The following is a 22,223-nucleotide window of genomic DNA, read 5'->3' as shown; positions in this document are numbered from 1 at the left end:
GGGGGGGGGGGGGGGGGGGGGGGGGGGGCGGGAGGGGGCGGCGACGGCTCGGTGCGGAACCGCGTAGCGTATGAGCGTGAATCAGACCGCCTCCCGCCGCGTCCTGGGGCTGTCCGTTCAGGAGTGGGCCCTCGTCGGGATCACCATGATCTGGGGCGGCACCTTCCTCGTCGTGCACACCGCGATGCAGCATTCCGGACCGTGGTTCTTCGTCGGGTTCCGGTTCCTCGCCGCGGGGCTGTTCGCGGCGGCGATCTTCTGGCGCTCGCTGCGAGGAATGACGTGGCGCGAGATTGGCGCCGGCGCGGCCATCGGCGCCGCGATCTACGGCGGCTACGGCCTGCAGACCGCGGGGCTGCAGACGATCGACTCCAGCACCAGCGCGTTCATGACCGCGTTCTACGTGCCGCTCGTGCCGCTGCTGCAGTGGCTCGTGCTGCGCAAGCCGCCGCGCGCCCTGACCCTCGCCGGCGCGGGCCTGGCCTTCGTCGGTCTGCTGCTGGTCGCCGGGATCGGATCCCGCGGGATCCAGCTCGGCCAGGGCGAGATCCTCACGCTCATCAGCACCCTGCCGATCGCGGGCGAGATCATCCTGATCAGCCTCTTCGGCAGGCGGTTCGACGTGGGCCGGCTGACCGTCGTGCAGCTGCTCACCGCGTCGGTCCTCGGTTTCGCGACCATGCCCGCCGTCGGCGAGAGCGTGCCGGCCTTCGACCCGGTCTGGCTGATCGCGGGTCTCGCCATGGGGCTGGCGAGTGGCCTGATCCAGCTCACGATGAACTGGGCGCAGCGCTCGGTCTCCGCGACCCGCGCCACCATCATCTACACCGGCGAGCCCGTGTGGGCGGGCGTGGTCGGGCGCATCGCGGGGGAGCGGATCCCTCCGCTCGCCATCCTCGGGGCGGCCCTCATCATCGCGGGCACCCTGCTCAGCGAGCTGCAGCCGCGGCGGAAGGACGGCCGCGCCGACGAGGATCCGGACGCCGAGGCGCGGTCCGGGGATCCGGATCCGGATGCGTCGGAGCTCGGCTCCCGAGCGGGCGCCTAGGATCCCGCGCGTAGACTGGCATGGTCCGCCCGTCCGTCTGGGCGGCCGTAGAACCCGTCGAAGCGGTTGCTGAGGCTTGGTCCCCGAGACCGCTCGAGGGGATCGAAGCACAGGGACCCGAGGATCCGTCATGCCCGCCACCCGCACGTTCCAGCTGCGCCATGTGCAGCTCGCGCGCGCCGCCTTCGCCGCGGTCGCGGCCCTCATGATCACCTTCTCCGCGAACCATTCGGCGTTCGTGGGGCTCGCGGTGTTCAGCGGATTCGCCCTGGTCACCGCGGTGATCGAGATCCTCGCCGCCTGGCTCGTGGCGCCTTCGGGGTGGCGCTGGCCGTACGTGCTGCTCGGGGCCGTCGCGATCGTCACGGGCATGGCCAGCAGCATCCCGGGCTGGCGCACCACGCCGCTGTTCTTCGTCGTGGTGATCGCGTGGGGCGCGCTCGGCGGGCTCGTCGAGCTCCTCGCCGGGATCCGCGCCCGCCGCCAGGCCCGCGCCGGGACCGCGCCGGCCGCCGTCGCCGACGGCGCCCGCGATGGGATCCTGATCGGATCCCTGGGGCTGGCCCTCGCCGTCGGCCTGCTGTGCGTGCCCACGACGTACGCGCTCAACTACTCCATCGCCGAGGCCGGCTCGTTCACGCTGACCGGGATCACCCTGGCCGTCGGGATCTTCGGCGCCTACGCCGCCATCGTCGCGGTCTTCCTTGGCATCGCCGGGCTCAGCCCTCGCGCCCGCACCGCTGTTGCGGGCACCGACACCGCCGGCACGGCGCCGGCCGAGAACGAAGGATCCGCATGACCGAGAAGACCAGGCGCAGGGATCTGTTCCGACCGTTGCAGCTGGTCGGCCTTTCGCTGCTGTGCGGCCTCTTCGCCGGTGTCGTGACGCTGATCGCCACGGGCGCGTTCACCGACAAGGTGATGCGCATGGTCGACAAGGGCACCTACGGCGCCATCCCGCCGTGGAACCTCGCGTTCATCGTGACGGGCGGGATCTTCATCGCCGCCCTGCTGATCCTGTCGATCCTGATCCTGGCCGTCGACCCGGCGGACTTCACGAAGACGCACGACCGCCCTGTGCTGTACGACGACGTCGACGACACGGCAGCCGCACCGGGAACGACGGGCCCGGTCGCCTCCGACGCGGACGACGCGACCGGATCCGCCGAGGGCGACGCGCCGAAGGCGTAGACCGTCGGGAATAGCCCGGATCCTGCAGGGCTTGTGTCCAGGGTGAGCATGACGATCGATCGCGCCTCCGTGGGCTTCCGCTCCGAGCGCGGGCCGGTGCTGCTCTCGCTCATGCTCGCGATGGGGCTCATCGCGATGGACGCCACGATCCTCGCGACCGCCGTGCCGAGTGTGGTGCGCGATCTCGGCAGCTATCAGCAGTTCCCCTGGCTGTTCTCGATCTACCTGCTCGCGCAGGCGGTGAGCGTGCCGATCTACTCCAAGCTCGCGGACACGGTCGGCCGGAAGCCGATCGTGCTGATCGGAATCGCCCTGTTCCTCCTCGGATCCATCCTGTGCGGACTCGCGTGGAGCATGCCGTCGCTCATCCTCTTCCGGCTCCTGCAGGGCCTGGGTGCGGGAGCCGTGGGCCCGATGGTCGCGACGATCGTCGGCGACATCTACACGCTGTCCGAGCGGGCGGTCGTGCAGGGGTACATCGCGAGCGTCTGGGCGCTGTCCTCCGTCGTGGGGCCCGCACTGGGCGGGGTCTTCGCGCAGTTCGACGCCTGGCGGCTGATCTTCTTCATCAACATCCCGCTGTGCCTGATCGCGGCCTGGATGCTGCTGCGGCACTTCCACGAGCAGATCGAGAAGCGCCGGCACCGGATCGACTACGCGGGCGCGGTGCTGCTGACGATCGCTCTCACCGCGATCATCGTCGGCGTGCTCGAGGGCGGGAACGCCTGGGCCTGGCAGTCGGTGCCGAGCCTGGCCTGCTTCGTCGGCGGGGGTATCGCCCTCGTCGCCTTCGGCCTCGTGGAGCGTCGCGCCGCCGAGCCGATCATCGACCTGCGGCTGATCTCCGGTCGCCTCATCCTCACCACGACGCTCGCGTCGCTCGCGATCGGCGCCCTGCTGACGGGCATCACGAGCTTCGCGCCGGCCTATCTGCAGGGTGCGATCGCCGTGCCGCCGCTGCTCGCGGGGCTCGCCGTGGCCGCCCTGACCCTGGGCTGGCCGCTCTCCGCCGCCAACGCGGGGCGGCTGTACCTGCGGCACGGGTTCCGCTTCACCGCGCTGATCGGAGCATCGATCGCCACGCTCGGCGCGATCGGGCTGGCGCTGATCGGGCCCTATCCCAGCGCCTACACGCTCGCCGCGGTCGCCTTCGTGATCGGCTTCGGCCTGGGCTGGACGGCGGCGCCCACCCTCATCGTGGCGCAGGCCTCGGTCGGCTGGGGCGAGCGCGGCGCGGTGACCGGGATGAACACGTTCGCCCGTTCTGCCGGCAGTGCCGTGGGCGTGGCCGTGTTCGGCGCGATCTCGAACGCCGTCATCGCCTCCGGGGGCGGATCCGGGGATCCGGCGACAGTGGTGCGCGCCTCGACCTGGGTGTTCGTCGCGGCCGCGGTGACCGCGGTCCTCATGCTGCTGGCGATCCTCGCGATGCCGAAGGACCGCGCGGGGGACCACTCCGGTGCGCCGGCGCCGACACCCGTGGAGGGCTGAGCCCGAAGGAGGCGCTCGAGTCCGGCGGCTTGTCTGGCGAGATGGAAAACGCTGCTCCCGAGTGCGCCGCAGCGACGTTTTCCATCTCCACCGGGATGCGGATCGCGAGCCGGGATGGAAAACGCTGCTACGAAGCGCGCCGGAGCGACGATATCCATCTCTCCCCGTGGCGCGTCCGGCCGCCGCCGGAGGCAGACCTGGATCCGGTTACTTCGCGAGCGTCTCGGCGAGTCCCACGTAGGTCGCAGGTGTCAGGGCCAGCAGGCGCTGCTTGGCCGCATCGCCGATCTCCAGGCCCTGCACGAACTCGGCGAGCTCCGCGGCGCCCACGCGGTGACCGCGGGTGAGCTCCTTCAGCAGCGCGTACGGATCCTGGATCGTGGAGCGCCCCGCGACGACCTCGGCGCGGATCACCGTCTGGATCGCCTCGCCGAGCACCTCCCAGTTCGTGTCCAGGTCGGCGAGCAGCACATCGCGCGAGAGCGAGATCTCGTTGAGCCCGCGGCGCAGGTTGTCCAGCGCGAGCAGGGAGTGCCCGAACGCGACGCCGATGTTGCGCTGCGTGGTCGAGTCGGTGAGGTCGCGCTGCAGGCGGCTCGTGACGAGCGTCTGCGACAGGGATCCGAGCAGGGCGCTGGAGAGCTCGAGGTTCGCCTCGGCGTTCTCGAAGCGGATCGGGTTGATCTTGTGCGGCATGGTCGAGGATCCGGTCGCGCCCGCGACGGGGATCTGGGCGAAGTAGCCGAGCGAGATGTAGGTCCAGATGTCGGTCGCGAGGTTGTGCAGGATCCCGCCCGCGTGACGGACGTGGTCGTACAGCTCGACCTGCCAGTCGTGCGACTCGATCTGCGTGGTGAGGATGTTGAAGTCGATCCCGAGGCCCTCGATGTACTCGCGGGCGATGCGGGGCCAGTCGGCGTCGGGCTCTGCGGCGAGGTGCGCCGACCAGGTGCCCGTCGCACCGGAGAACTTCGCCAGGTACTCGGATCCCTCGATCCGCTTGGCCACGCGCTCCAGGCGCCACGCGAACACGGCGAGCTCCTTGCCCATCGTCGACGGCGTCGCGGGCTGGCCGTGCGTGCGCGACAGCATCGCGGCGTCGGCGTGCTCGGTCGCGAGTTCGCGGAGCTTGGCGATCACGTCCTGCAGGGCGGGCAGCCACACGCGCTCGACCGCGCGCTTGACGGTCAGCGCGTAGGAGGCGGAGTTGATGTCCTCGCTCGTGCAGGCGAAGTGCGTGAGCTCGGCGATCGTGTCGAGGCCCAGGGCCGACAGGCGGTCGCGGACGAGGTACTCCACGGCCTTCACGTCGTGGCGGGTCACCGCCTCCTTCTCGGCGAGCCAGTCGATCTCGGCCTGGCCGAAGTCGCGGTAGAGGCCGCGCAGGCGCTCCTTGTCGGCGTCGGCCAGGGGAGCGGTGCCGAACAGCGAGCGGTCGGTGAGCGCGATCAGCCACTCCACCTCGACCTCGACGCGGGCGCGGTTGAGCCCGGCCTCGGAGAGGTAGTCGGCGAGGGGGGCGACCGCGGCGCGGTAGCGGCCGTCGAGCGGGCTGAGGGGCTGGACGGGGAGCGAGGCGGGCACGGGGGTCCTCCGGGAAGAGTCGTGGATCCGGACCGCCGGTGTCACGGACGTGACGGTCGGATGGCGGGTTCGAGCTGACGGAAGAGGCCGTGGCTCGCGCTCTCGATCATACCGAGCACCTCATCGAACACCCGGGCGTCGGCGTAGTAGGGGTCCGGCACATCCAGAACGGACGGGTTGTGCTCGAACGAGAGGAGCAGGGTCACCTTGCCCTCCTCCGACTCGTCGCGCGCCCACTGCTTCAGGATCCGCTCGTGCGTGCGGTCCAGCGCCACGACGAGGTCGTTCCCGGTGAAGGAGTCGTAGGTGAACTGGCGCGCGCGGTGCTTGGTCCCGTCGTAGCCGCGGCGGGCGAGGGCGTCGATCGTGCGGCTGTCGGCCTGCTCGCCCACGTGCCAGTCCCCCGTGCCGGCGCTCGTCGAGACGATCCTGTCGCCGAGTCCCTGCTTCGCCGCGATGTCGCGGAAGACCACCTCCGCCATCGGGGACCGGCAGATGTTCCCCGTGCATACGAAGATGACGCGGAACGGATCCGACTCGGTCATCCCTCCATTGTGCCGCACCGGCTCCGCCGCCCCGCGCGCGGATTCCTGCCCCGCGCGCGGAGCCCTGCCGTGGCGCAGGATCGCGTGATGCACGGCGCGGTCCGTCCTCCACAAGCCGGGGCGTGTCCCTGCTCCGCACGGGTTGCGCACTGCGTCCTCCGCGGCGCCGGGGCGGACGGCAGGCTGGCGGGCATGATCACCATCGCACCGGCCGCCGCGCCGGGATCCTGGCGGCTCGCCGAGGCTCTGCTCCGCTGCGAGAGCGCCCGCGAGCGCATCGAGGCGACCGTCGCCGTGCTGCGTGCGATCGACGCGGACTGCGGGTGGCGCTCGAGGAGCGTCGAGTTCGTGCAGCGCGAGCTGGAGGCCCAGCGACGGGCGCTCGCCGCCGCGCAGGAATCGCTGCCCTCGATCGAGTCGGCGCTGCGGGTGGGGTGAGCGGATGGCCGATGAGATCGAGATCACGCACGGCGGGGTGATCTCGGTGGACCCTGACCGCCTGCGCACGACGGCGGGCCGCGTGCGCGCCGAGGCGGGCGAGGTCGCCTGCGCCCGGCAGGATCTGCTCGCGATCCCCGGTCTCCTCGACGACGTCCCTCACGTCGGGGGGATCCCCGCGCTGTGGTCGGCGGCGGCGCAGCTCCAGGACGTCGAGGACGCGCTGGAACGGCTCGCCGGCGGGGTCGGCACCATGGCCGACGTGTACGAACTGGCCGATCTGCGCGCCCGGCGGGCGATGCTCGGCGTGGACGACGTCGCGGCCGCCCGCGAGCTCCGCCTCCGCGAGGAGCGGCTGCTGGCCGGCGACCCGCGACTGTCCGCTCTCTCCGAGCAGTGGCAGCGCCGTTGGCGAGGGGACGTCGCCGGGGGCTTCGTCCCCGGGGACGACTCAGGGCCGCTGTCCAGGGCGGGCGATGCACTGCTGCTCGGTCTCAGTCCCGCGCTGTTCCTGCTCCGGAGCCTGCAGGGGTGGAACGCGCGGGTGTGGGCCGAAGGGGCCCAGCGCCTCATGACCTCCGTGGCCGCGGAGAACGGCGTGGTCCGCCCCACACCTCTCGCGCCCACGCCAGGGCTCGTCCTCATGGCGGATGCGCGAAGCCCGGCGGGGGTCGGGCCCCGGCCGGGGGACGTGGTGATCGAGCGCGGCCCTGCCGCCGCGCTCCCGGCCGGCCCCTCGACGCTCGCCGGGGCGGTGTCGCGCATCCCGTACGGGCGCTCGCCGCAGGTGCGCGTCGAGACCTACCGGATGGGGGACGGCACGCAGCGCTTCGTCGCCTACATCGACGGCACCCGCGGCACGTCCGCCGGGGAGCCGTGGTCGCACGCCTCGAATCTGCGGATGTACTCCGAGCACGCCGAGGCCGACTCCTACAAGGCCGTCGCCGAGGCGCTGCGCGATGCCGGCGCGGGGGCCGACACCCCGGTCGACCTGGTGGGTTACTCGCAGGGCGGGATGATCGCGGGCCTGCTCGCCCAGTCCGGCGAGTTCGACGTGCGGGGCGTCGTGACCGTGGGATCCCCGATCGAGCCCGTGCTGCCGGAGGACGTGCTGAGCGTCGCCGTCCGGCACACCGACGATCCGGTCGCCGGCCTCGCGGGCGGCGGGAGCCCGAACGGCACGGGCTCCTCCGACAGCCTGGTCATCCGTCGCGCGGCCGCGCCCGGCCACGGGACGGATCCGCGGATCCCGGCGCACCTGCTCGACGGCTACCGGGAGACCGTGCGCCGTGCCGAGGCCTCGGGGGATGCGCGGATGGCGAGGATCGCCGAGCACTTCGCCGCGCTCGACACGGCGACGTCGATGACCTCGACCGACTACACGGCCCGGCGGATCACAGGGTGAGGACGCCTGTCGGCCGGCTCAGCGGTCGCGGTCCCGCGCGCGCTGCGGACGCAGGATCGCGTTGAAGACCGCGTTGATGACGGCGATGAGGAAGGCCGCGACGATCGTCCAGCCGAAGCCGCCGAGCGCCAGGCCCCAGCCCCAGAATCCGGTGATCCAGGCGGTGAGCCAGAGCAGGAAGCCGTTGATCACGAGCGAGATCAGGCCCAGCGTGAGGATGTACAGCGGGATCGCCACGATCTTCACCACGGTGCCGACGATCGTGTTCACGATCGCGAAGACCGCGCCGATCGCGAGCAGCGTGACGAGCAGCGGGACCATTCCGCCCGGCGGATAGGGCGTGACAGAGACCTCGAGGACCGTGATCAGGCTCACGACCCAGATGGCGAAGGCGTTCACGATGACGCGGATCAGGAACCTCATGATGCCGATTGTCGCATCCGCACCCGGGATCCGCCCAGTGATCCGCCGGGGCTTGCGCGAGGCGGATCCGCTGTCGCGCCCGCCCGCCGGAACAGCGCAGGGCCCTGGGCCGGAACAGCGCAGGGCCCCGGATCTAGACTCGACGCGTGAGCGATGAGATCCTGCCCCGCATCCGTGAAGAGATCGCGGCCCTTCCGCCGTACCGCCAGGGCAAGCAGGCCGGTGCCGACGCGTTCAAGCTGTCCAGCAACGAGAACCCGTTCGATCCGCTGCCCTCGGTCCTGGCCGCGCTCTCCGACGCGACGCCGATGAACCGCTATCCGGATGCGACCGCGGGTGCGCTGCGCGTGCGCCTCGGCGAGCGTTACGGTGTCGCACCCGACGCGGTGCACGTCGCGTCCGGCAGCGTCGCGATCCTGTATCAGCTCGTGCTGGCCGCGGCGACCGTCGGCGACGAGGTCGTCTACGCGTGGCGCTCGTTCGAGGCCTACCCCGGTCTGCCGCTCGTGGCCGGGGCGACCGGGGTGCAGGTGCCGCTCACCGCCGACGCCCGCCACGACCTCGACGCCATGGCCGCCGCGATCACGGAACGCACCCGCGTGGTGATCGTGTGCACGCCCAACAACCCCACGGGGCCGATCGTCACGAGCGCCGAGTTCGCGGCCTTCGTCGAGAAGGTGCCGCAGGACGTGCTGATCGTGCTCGACGAGGCCTACGCCGAGTTCGTCACCGCGCCCGACGCCGTCGACGGCCTCGCCGAGCGCATCTTCGAGGCGCACCCCAACGTCGTCGTGCTGCGCACGTTCTCCAAGGCGTACGGGCTGGCCGGCCTGCGCGTCGGCTACGCGATCGGCCACCCGCGCGTGCTGGATGCGGCCCGAACGACCGCGATCCCGCTGTCGGTCACCGCCGCCGCAGAGCGCGCAGCGATCGCCAGCCTGGACGCGGAGGACGAGCTGCGCGCCCGCGTCGCCGTGATCGTCGAGCGCCGCACGGAACTGGTCGAGGGCCTGCGCGCGCAGGGCTGGGACGTCCCGGACGCCCAGGGCAACTTCGTCTGGCTCCCCACCGGGGAGGCGACGGTCGACGTGGCGGCCGCGTTCGAGGAGGCCGGTCTCATCGTGCGCGCGTTCCCCGGTGACGGGATCCGCATCTCGGTCGGCGAGGCCGAGTCGCTGCCCCGCGTGCTCGCCGTCGCCCAGCGCCCCTGACGCGTCCCCTCGTCCTGTCCATCGCGCCGATGAGCGGGACGGATGCACGATGAGGGCACGGATGCAGGACCGATCCGGCGGATCCGTCGTGCATCCGTGCCAGGATCCTGCATCCGTCGCACGGGGCCTCCGTCGCAGGCCCGTTCCGATGCAAGGACGTCCACGTAAAAAGCTAGGGGGACCTGGCATTAATACGTGGGACACCTGGATATCCTCGCGCCAGCATGCGTCCGTGGGGATCGTCACAGCGGCCCGCCGATCGTTTGTGCGCACCCTCCACTGCGAAGGCGGAAACCTCGGTTAGCGTAGACAAGGTGACTGACGCCGATATCCCCACCGTCCGCGTCCTCGATGCCGACGGCCGCTTCGCCCCGAACCCCGCCGCGGAGGAGTATCTGCCCCTCATCGAGGCCCTGCCAGACGGCGACCTCGAGCAGTTCTACCGGGACATGGTCGTGATCCGCGCGATCGACACCCAGGCCACGAACCTGCAGCGCCAGGGCCAGCTCGCCCTGTGGCCGCCGAGCCGGGGCCAGGAGGCCGCCCAGGTCGGATCCGCCCGCGCCGCGCGGCCGCAGGACACGATCTTCCCCTCCTACCGCGAGCACGCCGTCACCCGCATCCGCGGGGTGGATCCGGTCGACATCATCAAGCTGATGCGCGGCACCTCGAACAGCGGCTGGGATCCGACGGATCCCCGCAACGGCAACACCCGCGTGTACACGCTCGTGCTCGGCTCGCAGACCCTGCACGCGACGGGCCTCGCGATGGGGCTCGTCTTCGACGGAAAGTGCGGATCCGGCGACGTCGATCGCGACCAGGCCGTGATGGTCTACTACGGCGACGGAGCCTCGAGCCAGGGCGATGTGCACGAGGCGATGGTGTTCGCCGCGAGCTACCAGACCCCGGAGGTCTTCTTCCTGCAGAACAACCACTGGGCGATCTCGGTGCCGGTGAAGACCCAGTCCCGCGTGCCGCTCGTCCAGCGCGGGACCGGCTACGGGATCGAGTCGATCCGCGTCGACGGCAACGACGTGCTCGCGAGCTGGGCCGTGACCCGCCGCGCGCTCGACGAGGCGCGCACCGGCGACGGGCCGCGCGCGATCGAGGCCGTCACGTACCGGATGGGCGCGCACACCACGAGCGACGACCCCACGAAGTACCGGGGCAGCGACGAGGAGCAGGAGTGGTCGCTGCGGGATCCGATCGCCCGCATGCGCGCGTTCCTGGAGAACCGGGGAGCCGCCGGATCCGTCTTCGCCGACGTCGAGGCCGAGGCCGCCGACGCCGCAGAGGACCTGCGCGTGCGCACCCTCGAGCTCGTCTCGCCGACCGCGGAGGCGATCTTCGACAACGTGTACAGCGACCCGCACCCGCTCATGGCGGAGCAGAAGGCGTGGCAGGCGCAGTACGAGGCTTCCTTCCAGGAGGGTGACCGATGACCACGGTGGACACGACCAGGACCGGCATCGAGACGATGCCCTTCAGCAAGGCCCTGAACGCGGGCCTGCGCAAGGCGATGGAGGACGACGATCGCGTCCTGCTCATGGGCGAGGACATCGGCAGCCTCGGCGGGGTGTTCCGCGTCACGGAGCACCTGCAGCGCGACTTCGGCCCGCAGCGGGTGCTGGACACCCCGCTCGCCGAGTCCGGCATCGTCGGCACCGCGATCGGGCTCGCGATGGGCGGATTCCGTCCCGTCATCGAGATCCAGTTCGACGGCTTCGTCTTCCCCGCCTTCGACCAGATCACCACGCAGCTCGCGAAGATCACGGCCCGTCACGAGGGCCGGATCTCGATGCCGATCGTCATCCGGATCCCCTACGGCGGGCACATCGGGGCGGTCGAGCACCACCAGGAGAGCCCCGAGACGTACTTCGCGCACACTCCTGGCCTGCGCGTGGTCTCGCCGTCGACCCCGAACGACGCCTACTGGATGATCCAGGAGGCGATCGCGTCGAACGATCCAGTGATCTTCCTCGAGCCGAAGAGCCGGTACTGGCCCAAGGGCGAGGTCGACCTGTCCGCCCCCGCGCTGCCGCTGCACGCCTCGCGGATCGTCCGCCGCGGCTCCGACGTCACCCTCGTCGGGCACGGCGCGATGGTGTCGACGCTGCTGCAGGCCGCCGCGCTCGCCGAGACCGAGGGCACGAGCTGCGAGGTCGTCGATCTGCGCTCGCTGTCGCCGGTCGACTACGGACCTCTCCTGGACTCGGTGCGCTCGACGGGCCGCATGGTCTACGCGCAGGAGGCGCCGGGCTTCGTGAGTCTCGGCAGCGAGATCGCCGCGACCGTCATGGAGCGGGCGTTCTACGCGCTCGAGGCTCCCGTGCTGCGCGTCTCGGGCTACGACACCCCGTTCCCGCCCGCGAAGCTCGAGAGCACCTACCTGCCGGATCCGGACCGGATCCTCGAGGCCGTCGACCGGTCGCTGGCCTACTGATGTCTTGCCCGGTCGTCGAGCGTCCTTCGTCTCGCTCCGCTCGCTCAGGAACCGGAGCCGTGTCTGTTCCTGAGCGAGGAGCGCAGCGACGAGACGAAGGACGCCGCCGTCGTGTGAAAGGATCCCCACCATGAGCACCCAGACCTTCACCCTCCCGGACGTCGGCGAGGGGCTGACCGAGGCCGAGATCGTCACGTGGCGGGTCGCCCCGGGCGATGCGGTCGCGGTCAACGACGTGATCTGCGAGATCGAGACCGCCAAGTCGCTCGTCGAGCTGCCCTCGCCGCACGCCGGCACGGTCGGCGAACTGCTCGTGCCGGAGGGGAAGACGATCGACGTCGGCACCCCGATCATCACGTTCGTGACGGGCGCGGCCGAGCCTGCCGCCCCGGCCGCCGCGCCCGCGGCTCCGGCCGCGGAGGAGGGATCCGGATCCGTCCTGGTCGGCTACGGCTCCGGTGCGGAGGCGACCTCGCGTCGTCGTCGCCCCGCCGAGCGCCCTGTGCGCTCCACGGTCGGTGTGATCGCGAAGCCGCCGATCCGCAAGCTCGCGCGCGACCTCGGCGTCGACCTCACCCAGGTCGCCCCGACCGGTGCGGACGGCGAGGTCACCCGTGACGACGTGATGCGCCACGCCGAGCAGGCGAGCGTGTTCCGCAACATCCAGACGCCGGAGTGGGGCGACGTGCGCGAGGAGACCGTGCCCGCGCCGCAGCCGGCGCCGGTGGGCCTGGCCCGCGGGCTCTCGCCGGCTCGCCCCTCGACGGGCTCAGGGGTCGGCGCGGACGAGAGCCGCACCGAGTCGATCCCGGTCAAGGGCGTCCGCAAGGCGACCTCCTCGGCGATGGTGCAGAGCGCCTACTCCGCGCCGCACGTGACCGTGTGGAAGGAGGTCGACGCCTCGCGCACGATGGAGCTCGTCAAGCGGCTCAAGGCCTCGCCCGACTTCGCCGACGTCAAGGTGTCCCCGCTGCTGATCATGGCGCGCGCCGTGATCTGGGCCGTGCGACGCACCCCGATGGTCAACGCCGCCTGGATCGACACGGCCGACGGCGCCGAGATCGCGGTGCGCCATTACGTGAACCTCGGCATCGCCGCGGCCACGCCGCGCGGCCTGCTGGTCCCGAACATCAAGGACGCGCAGGACCTCGGCATGCGCGACCTGGCCCGCGCGCTGAACCGTCTCACCGCCACCGCGCGCGAGGGGAAGACCACCCCCGCCGAGCAGCAGGGCGGCACCATCATGATCACCAACATCGGCGTGTTCGGGATGGATGCGGGCACCCCGATCATCAACCCCGGCGAGGCCGGCATCGTCGCCATGGGCACGATCAGCCAGAAGCCGTGGGTCGTCGACGGCGAGGTGCGCCCGCGCTGGGTGACCACCGTGGCCGGATCCTTCGACCACCGCGTCGTGGACGGCGACGGCATGAGCCGCTTCATCGCCGACGTCGCCGCCGTGCTCGAGGAGCCTGCGCTGCTGGTGGACTGAGGGGTCCTCACCGCGTCGGTCGTTGAGCGAGCACCGGCGCAGCCGGAGCGAGACGAAACGGGCGCACCCTCTCGGGGAGCTGCCTCGCGAGGGCACCGCGTTTCGTCTCGGTCGCCTTCCGCGTTCTCGCTCAACGACCAGGCCGGGATCCTCAGCCGTGCAGCCGCTGCGCGACGAGCCGCGGCAGGCCGACGGTGCGGGCCGCGGCCAGGGCCGTGGAGACCGCGCCGGCGAGCACGATGTCGGCGCCGAGGCGCGAGCGCAGGATCGTCGGCGCGGGCAGATCCAGCAGCGGGCGCAGCACGTCCCGCGCCGCGTCGAGCACGGGTTCGATGGCGTCGGCGATCGCGCCGCAGACGATCACGCGCTCCGGGTCGTAGGTGCTGCCGAGCACCGCGACGACGCGCGCCAGGTACTCGCCCGCGCCGCGCACGACCTGTGCCGCATCGGGATCCCCGACGGCCGAGAGGCCGAGGATGCGCTCCGCGCGCAGGCCGTTCGCGGCGAGCTCCGCCAGCGCGCCGTCGGCCGCGGCCTTGCCCGAGGTCAGCAGCTCCTGGGCGATGCGGGTGATCGCGGGCCCGAGCCCCTCGGCGGATCCGACGCCGCGCACGTGGTCCAGCAGCACCATCTCGCCGACGCCGCCGTGCGCGCCGTGCAGGATGTGACCGTCCACGACCGCGCCGGCGCCGAACCGCTCGCCCGCGATCAGCGCGATGTAGTCGCGGCAGCCCGCGGCCTGCCCGAGGTCGCCCTCCGCGGCGGCGGCGAGCACGGCGTCGTTCTTGACCTCGACGACCGGCGCCCACCCGGCCAGCAGCTCGGCGAGGCCGGGGTTGGTGCGCTCCCAGAAACCGTCGGGGTGCGGCGGCGACGAGCCGTTCCGCGCCACCGGGGCCGCGACGCCCGCGCACAGCGCGAGAACGCGGTCGCGGGGAACCCCGCTCGAGGTCAGGGCCGCGTCGAGGTGGCGCAGGATCGCCGCGCGGCGCTGCCCGACGGTGTGCAGCGGATCCAGGTCGGCGCGCACATGCGCGAGCGGTGCGCGCGCGAGGTCGGTGACGGTCACGCCCAGGTGCGTGTCGCCCGCATCCAGCGCGATCACGGCGCCGAGGTCGGCGGGCAGCTCGAAGCGCCGGGCCGGGCGCCCGGCCGAGTACTCGCCGGCGTCGCGGGCGTTCGCGAGCTCGCGCACCACGCCGGTCTCGACGAGCGTGTCGATCGCGTCGATCGTGGTCGAGCGCGTCAGGGATGCGCCCGCCATCGCCTCCGTGGCGGTGAACGGGCCACGGCCCCAGGCGAAGTCCAGCACCTGGCCGAGGCTCGGCCGGGTGGCGCCGACGTCGGCGGCGGATGTCGACATGATGCTTGACCTCTCTGGTGGACCTCTGTCAGAGTAACCCTTGCCCGAGTTGATTCGGGCATAAAATCTAATGTCCGAAACAAGGACGCGTCTGTCGTGCCGATATGCGCATGACGAGGCCGGGTCCGTCGGAAGGGATGAGGACGAAGGTGTCTGCACCACGCACGCGGATCGTGAGGGCGCTCGCCGGCCTCGCCGCGCTCGCCGTCGCCGGGGGAGCCCTCGCCGGCTGCGCCCCGACCGACGGCCGCGAGACGATCCGCTTCACGTTCAGCAAGCGCGAGGCGATCGACTTCATGACGAAGAAGGTCGCGGAGTACAACGCCGCGCAGTCGAAGGTCCGGGTCGTGATCGACACCTCGGGCGTCGACGTCGTCTCGGCGAGCTTCGTGCGGGGGAACCCGCCCGACCTCATGCTCGCGAACTACAACATGGAGGTCGCGCGCTTCGTCTCGCGCTGTGCGCTCAGCGATCTGAGCGGCACGAAGGCCGCCGGCGAGATCGCGGAGACCTACCAGCCGCTGCTCGATCAGTACGGCACGTGCACGGGCCGCACCAGCGCCCTGCCCTATTCGGTCATGGCGGCATCGGTCATCTACAACAAGCAGATCTTCGCCGAGCACCACATCGCCGTGCCGAAGACCTGGGACGAACTGATCGCCGCGTGCGGCGCGCTGAAGGCCGCCGGCGTCACCCCGTTCTACGCGACGCTCAAGGACGACTGGACGGTCGGCCAGGGCTGGTACGACTACGCGACCGGCGGATCTCTCGACGTGCTCGACGTGTTCCAGCGGCTGAACGCCGAAGGCGCGAAGGTCGGGCCCGACTCCGCGACCTCGTTCTCCAAGGAGTTCGCAGCGCCGATGGCGAAGATGCAGCAACTGCTCGGGGCCTATGTGAACAAGGATGCGGCCAGCCGGGGCTACGGCGACGGCAACCTCGCCTTCTCGAAGGGCCAGGCCGCGATGTATCTGCAGGGTCCGTGGGCGTTCAGCGAGATCGCGAAGACCGCGCCCGACCTGCAGCTCGGCACATTCCCGCTGCCGATGACGGACAGCTCCTCGGACCTGAAGGTGCGCGTCAACCTCGACCTCGCCGCGATGATCCCCGAGGGGTCGCACCACAAGGCCGCCGCCCGGGACTTCCTCGAGTATCTGTATCGGCCGCAGAACATCCAGGCGTACAACGCGTCGCAGCTCGGGTTCACCCCGACGACGTCGGCGCCGGCGCCGGACGACCCCCGCGTTGCCGGGATGATCCCGTACGTCGACGGGGGTCACGTCTACCAGGGGCCGTCCGTGCTCGTGCCCAAGACGATCCCGGTCTTCAACTACGCGCAGGCCATGGCCCTGGGTGCGAAGCCCCAGACGACGCTCGCGACCATGGACGCCGACTGGGCGCGACTCGCGTTCCGCGCCCCGGCGGCCCGCGACACGAAGGGAGCGGCGAAGTGAGCGCCACGACCGCGATCGTCACCCAGGGCGACCGCACGGTGCGTCGCAGCGCGCGGCGCGTCGAGCCGATCTACTACCTGTTCCTGCTGCCGAGCCTGATCCTGTTCACGCTCGCCATCACGGTACCGGCGGTCATCGGGATCTTCTTCAGCTTCACGGACTCGATCGGCATCGGCGACTGGAGCTTCAACGGGGTGACCAACTACCTCGCGGCGTTCAGCGATCCGGCCATCCTGCAGAGCTATCTGTTCACGTTCGGCTTCTCGCTCGCCACGGTGATCGTGGTGAACGTGATCGGCTTCCTGCTCGCGGTAGGCCTCACCTCGCGGATCCGGTTCAAGACGGGCCTTCGCACGATCTTCGTGATCCCGATGGTGGTCTCGGGCATCATCATCGCCTACGTCTTCAACTTCCTCTTCTCCAACTCGATCCCCGGGCTCGGGAACGCGACAGGACTGGAGTGGCTGCAGACCAGCATCCTCGCCAACCCCGACCTCGCCTGGGTCGCGATCGTGATCGTCACGGCCTGGCAGGCGATCCCCGGCACGCTGCTCATCTACATCGCGGGCCTGCTGTCGGTGCCCGGCGAGGTGTACGAGGCCGCCGCGATCGACGGTGCGACCAAGACCCAGCAGCTCACCCGGATCACCGTGCCGCTCGTGTTCGGCTACGTGGTGATCAACGTGATCCTCGGGTTCAAGGGATTCCTCAACGCCTACGACATCATCGTCGGCCTCACCAACGGCGGTCCCGGCACCGCGACGCGCAGCGTCGCGATGACGATCATCGCCGGCTTCAACGGCGGCGACTACGCCTATCAGATGGCGAACGCGACCATGTTCTTCGTCGTCGCCGTCCTCATCTCCCTCCTCCAGCTCTCGCTGACGCGCGGAAGGAACGCCCTCTGATGTCGACCCAGACCCTGCTCACGACCGAGGCCCTCACCACCGGTGCCGCCGAGGGCCGCCGCCCGCGCGTCCGCATGGAGCGCGTCAACTGGTCGGGCACGATCATCCTGATCCTGTGCGCGATCACCGTGCTGCTGCCGCTCTACGTCACGATCTCGATGGCGTTCAAGACCACGAATCAGGCGGTCGACGGCAACGCCTTCTCGCTGCCCGCGCCCTTCTCGATCGACGGCTTCGTGCAGGCGTGGAACCTCACGACGTTCCCGGTGGGCGCGGGAATCTCGCTGTTCGTGACGGCGGGCACCGTGGTGCTCACGATCGTGCTCGCGGCGTTCGCGTCGTACGCGATCGTGCGCAACTGGGATCGGAAGCTGTTCCGGTACTCGTTCTTCTACCTGCTCGCCGCGATGTTCATCCCGTTCCCCGTGGTGGCCCTGCCGCAGATCCAGCTCACCGGGCTCGTGCACCTGGACAATCCGTTCGGCGTCGTCATCCTCGCCACGATGTTCCAGCTGAGCTTCAGCGTGCTGCTGTTCACCGCGTTCCTGCGCTCGATCCCGCTCGAACTCGAGGAGAGCGCGCGCATCGACGGCGCGAGCACCTGGCAGACGTTCTGGCGGATCATCTTTCCGCTGCTCGGACCGATGAGCGCCACGGTCGGCATCTTCGCCTTCCTCTACGCCTGGAACGACTTCATGATGCCGTCGCTGATCATCTCGGATCCGGCCTTGCAGACGCTGCCCGTGAGGCAGAACCTGTTCCAGACCCAGTTCAGCAACAACTACAACGTGTCCTTCGCCTCCTACCTGATGGCCATGGCCCCCGCGATCGTCGCCTACCTGTTCACACAGCGCTGGGTGATGGAGGGCGTGACCCAGGGAGCCGTCAAGGGCTGACGCCCTGTCGAACCGCCCGGTCCCGGAGCCTGTCGAAGGTCCGGCCCACCTGAACCGCAAACCCCAGAAGGGAACCCCATGACCGATGCAGTCCTCACGACCGACACCCTCGTGACCGGATCCGCCGACGCCGCCTGGTGGCGCCAGGCCGTCGTCTACCAGGTCTATCCGCGCAGCTTCTCCGACACGAACGGCGACGGCCTCGGCGACATCCGCGGCGTGGTCGAGAAGGCCGACTACCTCGCCGGGCTCGGCGTCGACGCGGTGTGGCTGAGCCCGTTCTACCCGTCCGAGCTGGCCGATGGCGGCTACGACGTCGCCGACTACCGCGACGTGGATCCGCGCCTGGGCACCCTCGCCGACTTCGACGACATGATCGCCGCCCTGCACGGGCGCGGCATCAAGGTGATCGTTGACATCGTGCCGAACCACTCGTCCGACCGGCACGCGCTGTTCCAGGCCGCGCTCGCCGCGCCCAAGGGGTCGCCGGAGCGCGACCGCTACATCTTCCGCGACGGGCTCGGCGAGAACGGCGAGCTGCCGCCCGCGGACTGGACGAGCGTGTTCGGCGGCGCCGGCTGGGAGCCGGTCGGCGACGGCCAGTGGTACTTCCACTTCTTCGCCAAGGAGCAGCCCGACTTCAACTGGGACAACCCCGACGTGCACGCGGAGTTCCTGACCACACTGCGCTTCTGGTCGGACCGCGGGGTCGACGGCTTCCGCATCGACGTCGCGCACGGTCTGAGCAAGGATCTCCCCGAGGTGCTGCCGAGCCAGGCGGAGCTCGACGCGATGGACACGACCGACGGGCAGCATCCGCTGTGGGATCGCGACGCCGTGCACGACATCTACCGCGAGTGGCGGCAGGTGTTCGACGAGTACGACCCGCCGCGCATCGCGGTGGCCGAGGCGTGGGTCGCCACGGCCGAGCGCCGGGCGAAGTACGCGACCCCGGACGGGCTCGGCCAGGCGTTCAACTTCGACCTGCTCGAGGCGGACTTCGACGCCGCGCAGTTCCGGCACATCGTGACCGACAACCTCGCGCAGAGCGAGGCGACCGGATCCAGCTCGACCTGGGTGTTGTCGAACCACGACGTGGTCCGTCACGCCACCCGCTACGGTCTGGAGCCGCTGAACGGCCGCGACGTCAAGCAGGGGTCCGCGTGGATCCTCGCCGGCGGTCCCGCCGACCAGGTCGACCTGGAGCGGGGCGGACGCCGTGCGCTCGCCGCATCGCTGTTCCTCCTCGGCCTGCCCGGCAGCACCTACCTGTACCAGGGCGAGGAGCTCGGCCTGCACGAGGTCGCCGACATCAAGGCGGAGGACCGGCAGGATCCCGCGTTCTTCCGCGGGGCCGACCCCGATCGCGACGGGCTCGGCCGCGACGGCTGCCGTGTGCCGCTGCCGTGGGCGCGCTCCGAATCCTCGTTCGGGTTCGGAACCGCGGGCGCCCACATCCCGCAGCCGGCCTGGTTCGCGGACTACGCGGTCGAGGTCGAGGACGCGGATCCGACGTCGTCGCTGAACACCTACCGTCGCGCCCTCGCCCTGCGCCACGAACTGCAGACCGCGGAGACGCTGGAATGGATCGAGACCGGCCGCGGCGACGTGCTCCGCTTCGTGCGCCCGAACGGCTGGCAGGTCGTGACCAACTTCGGCACCGAGCCGTTTGCGCTCTCCGCGGGTGAGGAGCCCGTGCTCGGGACCCTCGTCGACGGCGCGGTGGCCGGTGAGAGCACGGTCTGGCTGCGCGGCTGAGCGGATCCGCCGCCGAAGGGGTCGCTCCGCGGGGTGAGCCACCGGTGGGGAGGGCAGGGGAGGGGTCGAGGCGAGCTTTCGCGTCGGCCCCTCCCGTCGTTCAGAGGGAGCATCGCCCGCGCACCCCCCGTTTTGATAATGATTCTCATTTAACGTAAAGTCGTGGACATGACCAAGCCCCTCGCCGCCCTTGCTCTCGCCGCCGCCTCGCTCCTCGCCCTCGCGGGATGCTCCGCAACTCCGGCCGCAGGATCGCCCACCGGGGGCTCCTCGGACCGGATCCCGGTGACGGCCTCGACGAACGTCTGGGGCGACGTGGCGAAGCAGATCGGCGGCGATCACGTCGAGGTCACCTCGGTCATCGACTCGCTCTCGAAGGATCCGCACGAGTACGAGGTGACCGCGGCCGACCAGCTCACGGTGAGCAGGGCGAAGCTCGTCCTGGAGAACGGTGGCGGGTACGACGCGTTCATGGGGGACCTCGTCACGAAGGCCGCCGACTCGGTGCCGCTCGTCTCCGCCGTGACGTTCGCGCCGGCCTGGCCGAAGGGCGAGGACGGCGCCAAGACGGTCGAGGGCTTCAACGAGCACGTCTGGTACTCGACCGCGGTCGTCGACAAGGTGGCAGCGAAGATCGCCGACGAGCTCGGCACGATCGCCCCCGACCACAAGTCCGACTTCGAGAAGAACCTCGCCTCCTTCGAGGAGGGGCTGAAGGGCCTGGACGCGAAGCTCGCCACGATCAAGGGCGCGCATGACGGCGCCAAGATCTTCGTCACCGAGCCCGTGCCGCTGTACCTCACCGAGGCGGCGGGCCTCGTGAACGTCACGCCCGATGCGTTCAGCCACGCCGTCGAGGAGGGTCAGGACGTGCCCCCGGCGACGCTGCTCGAGGCCACGAGGCTCATCGACTCCGGCGACGTGAAGGTGCTCTTCGCGAACGCGCAGACCGGCGGCGCGGAGACCACCCGCGTGATCGATGCGGCCAAGGGCAAGGGCGTCCCGGTGCAGGAGGTCACCGAGCTCGTGCCGGACGGCAAGAACTACCTGACCTGGATGCAGGACAACATCGAGACGATGACCCGTAATCTCGACAAGTGACCTTTTCCTCCGACGGCACGCGGGCCGGGGCGGCGTCCGACGGGACGTCCGCTCCGGCGCCGGTGCTGCAGATCCGTGGCGCCGCGATCCAGCGCGGCGATCGGGAGCTCTGGAGCGGACTCGACCTCGACGTCGCGCCCGGTGAGCTCGTCGCCGTCCTCGGCCCGAGCGGCACGGGCAAGACCACGCTGCTGCGGGCGATCCTGGGGCTCCAGCCGCTGTCCGCGGGATCCGTGGTCGCGCTCGGCGAGCCGGTGCGACGCCGCGGCAGCCGCCGCATCGGGTACCTGCCTCAGGCCAGGCCGCTGCCGGCCGAGACGTCGATGCGGGGGCGGGATCTCGTCGCCCTCGGCGTGGACGGGCACCGCTTCGGCCTTCCGTTCCCGCGCCGCGGCGACAGGGCGCACGTCGATGCGCTCATCGACGCGGTCGGCGCCCGCGCCTTCGCGGACCGCCCCGTCGGCGTGCTCTCCGGCGGAGAGCAGCAGCGGCTGCGCGTCGGGCAGGCGCTCGCGGACGATCCGCGGCTGCTGCTCTGCGACGAGCCGCTCACGAGCCTGGACCTGGCGAATCAGCAGGCGGTGACGGGGCTCATCGACGCGCATCGCCGCACGGGGGCCGGCGTGCTGATCGTGACCCACGACATCAATCCGGTGCTCGACATCGTCGACCGGATCCTCTACATCGCGAACGGGCGCTTCACGCTCGGCACCCCGCGCGAGGTGCTGACCACCCGGGTGCTGAGCGCGCTCTACGGCGCGCCCGTGTTCGTGCAGGAGGTCGGCGGCCGGCTCGTGGTCGTCGGAGCACCCGACGCGGAGATCGCCGCGCACCACCACGAGCACGACGACCACGAGGAGGGCGCATGAACATCGACGACATCGGCCAGGCGATGTTCGGCGGCCTCTCGCAGTACGGCGAGATCCTCGGGCTCGTCTCGAACTCCGTGTGGGCCGGCGCCATCCTCGGCCTCGTCGGGGGTCTCATCGGTGTCTTCGTGATGCAGCGCGACATGGCCTTCGCGGTGCACGGGATCAGCGAGCTCTCCTTCGCCGGCGCCGCGGCGGCGCTGCTGTTCGGCGTCGACGTGATCGCCGGATCGATCGTGGGATCCCTCCTCGCCGCGGCCATCATCGGATGGCTCGGCGCCCGCGCCCGTGACCGCAACTCGATCATCGGCGTGCTGATGCCCTTCGGGCTGGGCCTCGGGATCCTCTGTCTCTCGCTCTACAGCGGTCGTGCGGCCGGACGCTTCAGCCTGCTCACCGGGCAGATCGTCTCGGTGCAGTCGACTCAGCTCGGCTGGCTGGCCGCGATCTGCGCGGTCGTGCTCGTCGGCCTGCTCCTCATCTGGCGGCCGCTGCGCTTCGAGTCGCTCGACCCGCAGTCCGCGGCCGCGCGCGGCGTGCCCACGGTGGGCGTCTCGTTCGCGTTCATGCTGCTGCTCGGACTCGTGGTCGCGGTCGCCGTGC

At 70.9% G+C, this 22,223-nt stretch carries 21 protein-coding genes; 17 read left to right on the top strand and 4 right to left on the bottom strand.

Going from position 1 to position 22,223, the window contains the following annotated elements; genetic code table 11:
- Positions 1-76 precede the first annotated feature (76 nt).
- The 4 genes from B7X32_RS06385 (at position 77) to B7X32_RS06370 (ending at position 3,730) form a co-directional block, all read left to right on the top strand.
- Entirely contained in the window at positions 77-1,048 is a 972-nt protein-coding gene (locus B7X32_RS06385; protein ID WP_292717706.1) for a DMT family transporter, read from the top strand.
- 130 nt (positions 1,049-1,178) lie between these two features.
- Positions 1,179-1,847, top strand: coding sequence for an acyl-CoA synthetase (locus B7X32_RS06380; protein WP_292717703.1), 669 nt, complete (start codon positions 1,179-1,181; stop codon positions 1,845-1,847).
- The gene (locus B7X32_RS06375) at positions 1,844-2,239 is read left to right on the top strand and encodes a hypothetical protein (protein WP_292717701.1); all 396 of its coding nucleotides are present in this window, start codon (positions 1,844-1,846) and stop codon (positions 2,237-2,239) included. Before B7X32_RS06380 ends, B7X32_RS06375 begins: the two co-directional genes overlap by 4 nt.
- A gap of 48 nt (positions 2,240-2,287) precedes the next feature.
- The gene (locus B7X32_RS06370) at positions 2,288-3,730 is read left to right on the top strand and encodes an MFS transporter (RefSeq protein WP_292717699.1); all 1,443 of its coding nucleotides are present in this window, start codon (positions 2,288-2,290) and stop codon (positions 3,728-3,730) included.
- A 207-nt stretch (positions 3,731-3,937) separates the two neighbouring features.
- Here the strand turns inward: B7X32_RS06370 and purB are convergent, their stop codons facing one another.
- Positions 3,938-5,314 (bottom strand): adenylosuccinate lyase, encoded by a 1,377-nt coding sequence (gene purB / locus B7X32_RS06365; RefSeq protein ID WP_292717697.1) that lies wholly within the window; start codon positions 5,312-5,314, stop codon positions 3,938-3,940.
- A 41-nt stretch (positions 5,315-5,355) separates the two neighbouring features.
- Positions 5,356-5,859, bottom strand: a complete 504-nt coding sequence (locus B7X32_RS06360) for a low molecular weight protein-tyrosine-phosphatase (protein ID WP_292717695.1) — start codon at positions 5,857-5,859, stop codon at positions 5,356-5,358.
- Positions 5,860-6,051: 192 nt separating this feature from the next.
- Between B7X32_RS06360 and B7X32_RS06355 the strand changes: the two genes are divergently transcribed.
- Complete coding sequence (locus B7X32_RS06355) at positions 6,052-6,297, top strand: hypothetical protein (RefSeq protein ID WP_292717693.1); 246 nt, start codon at positions 6,052-6,054, stop codon at positions 6,295-6,297.
- A 4-nt stretch (positions 6,298-6,301) separates the two neighbouring features.
- Entirely contained in the window at positions 6,302-7,702 is a 1,401-nt protein-coding gene (locus tag B7X32_RS06350; RefSeq protein WP_292717691.1) for a hypothetical protein, read from the top strand.
- An 18-nt stretch (positions 7,703-7,720) separates the two neighbouring features.
- On the opposite strand, the gene B7X32_RS06345 is transcribed toward B7X32_RS06350, so the two are convergent.
- Positions 7,721-8,125, bottom strand: coding sequence for a phage holin family protein (locus tag B7X32_RS06345; protein WP_292717689.1), 405 nt, complete (start codon positions 8,123-8,125; stop codon positions 7,721-7,723).
- Between the two features lie 146 nt (positions 8,126-8,271).
- Between B7X32_RS06345 and B7X32_RS06340 the strand changes: the two genes are divergently transcribed.
- The 4 genes from B7X32_RS06340 (at position 8,272) to B7X32_RS06325 (ending at position 13,271) form a co-directional block, all read left to right on the top strand.
- Complete coding sequence (locus tag B7X32_RS06340; protein ID WP_292717687.1) at positions 8,272-9,336, top strand: histidinol-phosphate transaminase; 1,065 nt, start codon at positions 8,272-8,274, stop codon at positions 9,334-9,336.
- Between the two features lie 314 nt (positions 9,337-9,650).
- Complete coding sequence (locus B7X32_RS06335; RefSeq protein ID WP_292717685.1) at positions 9,651-10,778, top strand: thiamine pyrophosphate-dependent enzyme; 1,128 nt, start codon at positions 9,651-9,653, stop codon at positions 10,776-10,778.
- Complete coding sequence (locus B7X32_RS06330) at positions 10,775-11,779, top strand: alpha-ketoacid dehydrogenase subunit beta (RefSeq protein ID WP_292717683.1); 1,005 nt, start codon at positions 10,775-10,777, stop codon at positions 11,777-11,779. Before B7X32_RS06335 ends, B7X32_RS06330 begins: the two co-directional genes overlap by 4 nt.
- Positions 11,780-11,909: 130 nt before the next feature.
- Positions 11,910-13,271 (top strand): dihydrolipoamide acetyltransferase family protein, encoded by a 1,362-nt coding sequence (locus tag B7X32_RS06325; RefSeq protein ID WP_292717681.1) that lies wholly within the window; start codon positions 11,910-11,912, stop codon positions 13,269-13,271.
- A 151-nt stretch (positions 13,272-13,422) separates the two neighbouring features.
- On the opposite strand, the gene B7X32_RS06320 is transcribed toward B7X32_RS06325, so the two are convergent.
- Positions 13,423-14,634 (bottom strand): ROK family protein, encoded by a 1,212-nt coding sequence (locus B7X32_RS06320; protein WP_292717678.1) that lies wholly within the window; start codon positions 14,632-14,634, stop codon positions 13,423-13,425.
- A gap of 149 nt (positions 14,635-14,783) precedes the next feature.
- On the opposite strand from B7X32_RS06320, the gene B7X32_RS06315 reads away from it, so the two are divergent.
- The 7 genes from B7X32_RS06315 to B7X32_RS06285 all read left to right on the top strand — a co-directional run.
- The gene (locus B7X32_RS06315; protein ID WP_292717676.1) at positions 14,784-16,088 is read left to right on the top strand and encodes an extracellular solute-binding protein; all 1,305 of its coding nucleotides are present in this window, start codon (positions 14,784-14,786) and stop codon (positions 16,086-16,088) included.
- A complete protein-coding gene (locus tag B7X32_RS06310; RefSeq protein WP_292717674.1) occupies positions 16,085-16,996 on the top strand; it encodes a sugar ABC transporter permease in 912 nt (303 codons plus the stop codon). The genes B7X32_RS06315 and B7X32_RS06310 overlap by 4 nt, the downstream gene beginning before the upstream one ends.
- A gap of 74 nt (positions 16,997-17,070) precedes the next feature.
- The gene (locus tag B7X32_RS06305) at positions 17,071-17,892 is read left to right on the top strand and encodes a carbohydrate ABC transporter permease (RefSeq protein ID WP_292717710.1); all 822 of its coding nucleotides are present in this window, start codon (positions 17,071-17,073) and stop codon (positions 17,890-17,892) included.
- A 78-nt stretch (positions 17,893-17,970) separates the two neighbouring features.
- A complete protein-coding gene (locus tag B7X32_RS06300; protein ID WP_292717672.1) occupies positions 17,971-19,650 on the top strand; it encodes a glycoside hydrolase family 13 protein in 1,680 nt (559 codons plus the stop codon).
- Between the two features lie 168 nt (positions 19,651-19,818).
- Complete coding sequence (locus B7X32_RS06295) at positions 19,819-20,751, top strand: zinc ABC transporter substrate-binding protein (protein ID WP_292717669.1); 933 nt, start codon at positions 19,819-19,821, stop codon at positions 20,749-20,751.
- Between the two features lie 62 nt (positions 20,752-20,813).
- Positions 20,814-21,620: a metal ABC transporter ATP-binding protein gene (locus B7X32_RS06290; RefSeq protein WP_292717708.1), complete on the top strand. Its 807-nt coding sequence runs from the start codon at positions 20,814-20,816 to the stop codon at positions 21,618-21,620.
- On the top strand, positions 21,617-22,223 hold a 607-nt coding region (locus B7X32_RS06285), incomplete at its 3' end, for a metal ABC transporter permease (protein WP_292717667.1). The genes B7X32_RS06290 and B7X32_RS06285, both read left to right, overlap by 4 nt.

The organism is Microbacterium sp. 13-71-7 (genome assembly GCF_002257455.1).
Classification (GTDB): domain Bacteria; phylum Actinomycetota; class Actinomycetes; order Actinomycetales; family Microbacteriaceae; genus Microbacterium.
This window is presented reverse-complemented; position numbering and strand designations above follow the sequence as displayed.